Source organism: Arthrobacter sp. Y3221157, from assembly GCF_059089865.1.
This window is the reverse complement of sequence record NZ_JBNHFD010000139.1, coordinates 1-5,043: the sequence shown is the minus strand read 5'-3', so window position 1 is coordinate 5,043 and position 5,043 is coordinate 1. Positions and strand designations below refer to the sequence as shown.

At 69.4% G+C, this 5,043-nt stretch carries 5 protein-coding genes and 2 pseudogenes; 5 read left to right on the top strand and 2 right to left on the bottom strand.

The genetic code is table 11. The features are described from left to right. The 3 genes from argH to AC5RTT_RS19580 form a co-directional block, all read left to right on the top strand. The coding region (argH, locus tag AC5RTT_RS19590) for an argininosuccinate lyase (RefSeq protein ID WP_494146568.1) at positions 1 to 1,098 on the top strand (1,098 nt) is incomplete at its 5' end. A 147-nt stretch (positions 1,099 to 1,245) separates the two neighbouring features. Then, on the top strand, positions 1,246 to 1,782 hold the full coding sequence (locus tag AC5RTT_RS19585) for a pyridoxine/pyridoxamine 5'-phosphate oxidase (RefSeq protein WP_494146567.1): 537 nt from the start codon (positions 1,246 to 1,248) through the stop codon (positions 1,780 to 1,782). Between the two features lie 10 nt (positions 1,783 to 1,792). Then, entirely contained in the window at positions 1,793 to 2,554 is a 762-nt protein-coding gene (locus tag AC5RTT_RS19580) for a maleylpyruvate isomerase family mycothiol-dependent enzyme (protein WP_494146566.1), read from the top strand. An 18-nt stretch (positions 2,555 to 2,572) separates the two neighbouring features. On the opposite strand, the gene AC5RTT_RS19575 is transcribed toward AC5RTT_RS19580, so the two are convergent. Then, entirely contained in the window at positions 2,573 to 3,067 is a 495-nt protein-coding gene (locus AC5RTT_RS19575) for a methylated-DNA--[protein]-cysteine S-methyltransferase (protein WP_494051609.1), read from the bottom strand. After that, on the bottom strand, positions 3,064 to 4,548 hold the full coding sequence (locus AC5RTT_RS19570) for an AlkA N-terminal domain-containing protein (protein ID WP_494146565.1): 1,485 nt from the start codon (positions 4,546 to 4,548) through the stop codon (positions 3,064 to 3,066). The genes AC5RTT_RS19575 and AC5RTT_RS19570 overlap by 4 nt, the downstream gene beginning before the upstream one ends. Before the next feature lie 112 nt (positions 4,549 to 4,660). On the opposite strand from AC5RTT_RS19570, the pseudogene AC5RTT_RS19565 reads away from it, so the two are divergent. Beyond that, positions 4,661 to 4,948: pseudogene (locus AC5RTT_RS19565) on the top strand (DNA-3-methyladenine glycosylase); the annotation flags it as partial. Then, positions 4,945 to 5,043: pseudogene (locus tag AC5RTT_RS19560) on the top strand (chorismate-binding protein); the annotation flags it as partial. The pseudogenes AC5RTT_RS19565 and AC5RTT_RS19560, both read left to right, overlap by 4 nt.

Here is a 5,043-nt window from a genome sequence, read left to right as displayed (position 1 = left end):
GGCGGCAAGCTGCGCGCCGGCCGGTCCCGCAACGACCAGGTGGCAACCCTGGGCCGGATGTTCCTGCGCGACCACGCCCGGATCATCGCCCGCGGCGTGCTGGACACCGTTGACGCGCTGGTGGACCAGGCCAAAGCCCACCAGGGCGTCGCCATGCCGGGGCGCACCCACCTGCAGCACGCCCAGCCCGTCCTGCTCAGCCACCACCTGCTGGCCCATGCCTGGGCCCTGCTGCGCGACGTGCAGCGGCTACAGGACTGGGACAAGCGGGCCGGTGTTTCCCCGTACGGGTCAGGTGCTCTGGCCGGGTCCTCGCTGGGGCTCGATCCCGAGGCGGTGGCTGCGGACCTTGGCTTCTACTCCGCGGTCCACAACTCCATCGACGGCACGGCGTCCCGCGATGTTTTCGCCGAGTTCGCCTGGGTGTGCTCCATGATCGGCGTGGACCTGTCCCGGATATCGGAGGAAGTGATCTTCTGGGCCACCAAGGAGTTCTCCTTCGTCACGCTGCATGACTCGTACTCCACGGGGTCCTCGATCATGCCGCAGAAGAAGAACCCGGACGTGGCCGAGCTGGCCCGCGGCAAGGCGGGGCGCCTGATCGGCAACCTGACCGGGCTCCTTGCAACCCTCAAGGGCCTGCCGCTCGCGTACAACCGCGACCTGCAGGAGGACAAGGAACCGGTGTTCGACGCCGCTGACACGCTGGAGCTCCTGCTTCCGGCCGTCTCCGGCATGATCGCCACGCTGACCTTCAACCGGGAGCGGATGGAGTCGCTGGCACCTCAGGGCTTTGCGCTGGCCACGGACATCGCCGAATGGCTGGTCCGGCAGGGCGTCCCGTTCCGTGAGGCGCATGAGCTGTCCGGTGCGGCGGTCAAGCAGGCCGAGTCCCGCGGTGTCGAGCTGTGGGACCTGACCGACGACGAGTATGCGGCCATCTCGGCGCACCTCACCCCTGAGGTCCGGACGGTCCTGTCCACGGAGGGGTCGCTGAACAGCCGCAACTCCCAGGGCGGAACGGCGCCGGCCGCCGTCGAGCGCCAGTTGGCCGCCCTTGAAGGCGAGCTCGCCGCGGTCCGGGAGTACGCAAGGTAACACCCCGACGCTCTTTCACTTGATGCGCCTTTCTGGCCAACGCGCTCTCACTTTCGCTAAGAAAGTGAGAGCGCGTTGGCCACTTTCATGCAACAACTGAGAGAGCGTTGTGCCGTCCAGGCATGGACCCGCCGCTAGCATGGCGTCATGAGCGAAACCTTCCGGAAGTTCCTCCGCACCCTGCCCGACTTCCCGGCCGACCTTCCCAGCTTTGATCCGGCCGGCGCTGCGCGGAACCCGGTGGAGTTGTTCAAGCAGTGGCTGGACGAGGCGCTGGACGCGGGGGAGCAGCAGCCCCACGCCTTCAGCCTGGCCACCGTCAGTGCCGGTCAGCAGCCGTCCTCACGCATGCTGATCCTGAAGAACATCGACGGCGACGGCTGGCATTTCGCCACCTCCCGCACCTCCCGCAAGGGACAGGAACTGGACGTCGTCCCGCAGGCCGCCATGAACTTCTACTGGGCCTCCCTGGGGCGCCAAGTCCGCGTGGCCGGGCCGGTGGTCCAGCTCTCCGCCGAGGCCTCCGCGCGCGACTGGGCGGAACGTCCGCGCGCCGACGGCAGCACCAACCCCCACTGGCAGCTGTACGCGGTCCAGCCCACGGAGTTCGAGTTCTGGCAGGGGAGCAGCGACGGTGAACATGTCCGGCACCGCCTGGGTCCGGACGGAGCTCCTGAGGGTTAGGATGAGCGCCATGGCCTCTCCCGCACCCGATGACCTGATCGCAGACCTCCATAAGGCCGCGGGTGACGTTGCCGCAGATGCCGCAAAGTTCAGCGACCAAGACGTCCGGGCTTCCTCGGCACTGCCGGGCTGGACGCGGGGACATGTCCTCGCCCATCTCACCGGGATCTCCAACGCCATGGCCCGGCAACTCGAGTACGCAGCCCGCGACGAAACAATAGAGCTGTACGACGGCGGCATGGACGGCCGGAACAAAGCCATCGAGATGGCCGCGGGGCACGACGCCGCCACCCACCTTGCAGAGTTAACTGCGGCACTGCAGCGGGTCCTCAGGGCCTTCGATGCGCTGCCGGGCGTCAAGGATTCCTCGGCCAACCGCACCGGATGGTGGGCCCCGATTTCGTACCGCGGGGGAGTGGTGCTGGACGGCGGCCTGGCGCTCTGGCGCGAACTGGTCATCCATGCGTCAGACCTGCAGACGGGCAGGGGACCGGAAACCTGGAGCCGGGCGTTCTGCGAGCACCTGTTCGACTTCCTCGCCGCCAGGGTGCGGCCGGAGGACAAGCTGGTGCTGCAGCCGCTGGGCCTGCCGCCCGTCAGCATCGGCAGCGGCAGCCGGTCCACTGTTATCAGCGGGATGCTTACGGACATCGCCGCATGGCTGGCAGGCCGGGAGCCATCCCTCGGCAGCCTGCGTGCCTCCGCCGCAGCCGACGGGACGGACCTGCCTGAGCTGCTGCCCTGGCCAGCCGGAACCCCGGCGCCGAAGTAGTCCCCCTGTACTGTCGCGTCAGGCCGCTTCGCGGGCCAGCAGGCTCTCCTTCACGCGCAGGCCCCAGCGGAAGCCGCCCAGGGTGCCGTCAGTCCGGATCACCCGATGGCAGGGCACGAACAAGGCGGCGGCATTAAAGGCGCACGCGCTGGCGGCCGCGCGGACCGCCTTGGCGTTGCCTGCCAGGGCCGCGTATTCCGTGTACGTCACGGGGTGGCCGGGCTTGACCTGCCGGAGGACGTCCCAGGCGTGGGCCCGGAACGGACCCGAGCGCTGCAGGACTGGCACGGCCATGGCCGGCGCGGGGTCGCCGTCGTAGAAGGCCTCCACAGCCCCCGAGATGTCACCCAGCGCGGCGACGGACTGGACGGCGTCGGGGCGCAGTACGGGATGGACCTGGCCGGTCAGTTCGCGGGGGTCGGCGGTCCAGCCTGACGCCAGGACCAGTCCCTCCCGCGCGATGATGGTAAAGGGGCCGTCCGGGGTGGACATTGTCAGCAGTTGGGCGGTCATGGCATCGCTTTCCTGGAAGTGCCGCTGGCGGCGGGTGCTTTGGGTGCGGCGGCGGCGCGCCACAAGTGCATCGTGGCGTAGGAACGCCAGGGGCTGACTTCCCGGAAATCCGGGGCCAGGCCGGCGCTGCCCGCCGAAAGGGCCCGGATCCCGTTCCGGACGGCAGCGTCGTTGGCGAGGAAGACGTCGGGGGCGCCCAGGATCCGCATCGCCGCGTAGCCCACAGTCCAGGGTCCCACGCCGGGCAACGGAAGCAGCTTGGCCGTGAGGCCGGCCAGGTCATCGCCATAACCGGGATCGAGGCGCCCTTCCGCCATGGCGGCGGCAGCAGAAAGCAGCGATTCCGTCCGGCGCCGGGGCCCGCGCAGCACATGTCCGGCCTCGGCAATCTGGGCGGACGTGGGGAAGAGACGGTCAAGGCCATCGCCCGGAACACTGCTGGGGCTGCCGGCAGCAGAGAGCTGCGTCAGCGCCGTGCGGGCCGCGGCGACGGTAATCTGCTGCCCCACCATGGCCCGCACCAGGAGCTCCTGTGGATCCAGGGCGCCGGGCATCCGGATGCCGGGGGCTTCCGCCACTGACGCGGCCAGCCGGCTGTCCGAGGACAGGGCGTCGTCGATGGCTTCCGGATCGGCGTCCAGGTCGAACAGGCGCCGGACGCGGCTCAGTAGCGCGGGCAGGTCGCGCAGGTCCGCCGCGCCGATGGTGAGGGTCAGCGGCCGTCCCCGCGCGCCGGCGTCGTAATCAATCCTGAAGCGGGCGTCGCCATGGGGCAGACGGAGCGTCCGGGCATAGGAGGTTGCCGTGCCTGCCTCGATGCCCGGGATGGCGCGGAGCGCCAGGAACGTGAAGATGCCGGGGTCGAAGGGCTTGCGGTAGGGGAGGCTGAGGGTGAGTGCTGTGGCAGCTCCTGCCGTGTGTGCATGCCGCCCGGTGTGCCGAAGGGCAGTGGGGGTCATGGCGAACACGTCAAGCATGGTCTCGTTGAATTGCCGGACGCTGCTGAAGCCGGCGGCGAAGGCGACGTCGGCAAGCTTCATTGGCGTGGAGACCAGGAGGGTGCGGGCGGTCTGGGCTCGTCCGGCCCTGGCCAGGGACAACGGCCCGGCGCCCAGTTCATGGGTGAGGATCCGGTTGAGCTGGCGCGACGAGTAGCCCAGCCGGGCAGCGAGCCCCTCCACGCCGTCCCTGTTGATCACGCCGTCATTGATCAACCGCATGGCCCGGCCCGCGACGTCCTGGCGGAGGTTCCAGGCCGGCGTGCCGGGAACGGCCTCGGGAAGGCACCGTTTACAGGCCCGGTAACCGGCGTCATGGGCCGCAGCCGAGGTTTCGTAGAAGGTGACGTTGGCGGCTTTCGGGGTGCGGGCCGGGCAGGAGGGGCGGCAGTAGATTCCCGTGGTCCGGACCGCAGTGTAGAACTGCCCGTCGAAACGGGTGTCCCGGGCGTCGATTGCCCGATAGCGCTGCCAGAAGTCCATGACTCCATCCTGCCAGCCACCGGAGACCCCTACTAGCGGAAATCAGACATGGCCGTGGCGGCTCCGCTGCCGCGCCGCGGGTGAAACCGGCGGATGCGGGTAAGGTCTGGCCATGAGTGAAAACCCTGTGCCGGCCCGTTCGCCGCTGCGGGAGATCCTCTCGGGCGATGCCCGCGAGCTGGCCCCGCTGCTGCTGGGCGCCGTCCTCACGCACGAGTCGCGCGAAGGTCCGGTGTCCGTCCGCCTCACGGAAGTGGAGGCCTACCTGGGACCGGAGGATTCGCTGCACCCGGACCCGGGCTCCCACACGTACCGTGGCCCTACGCCCCGCAACGCGCCGATGTTCGGCCCCGCCGGACACCTTTACGTCTATTTCACCTACGGAATGCACCACTGCACGTGGTGGGCCAGCTGTCGCCACAGGCCAAGGCCTATGACGTCCTCAAGGCGACTTTCCCTGCCGGCACGCTGTCCGGTGCCCCGAAACCCCGGGCG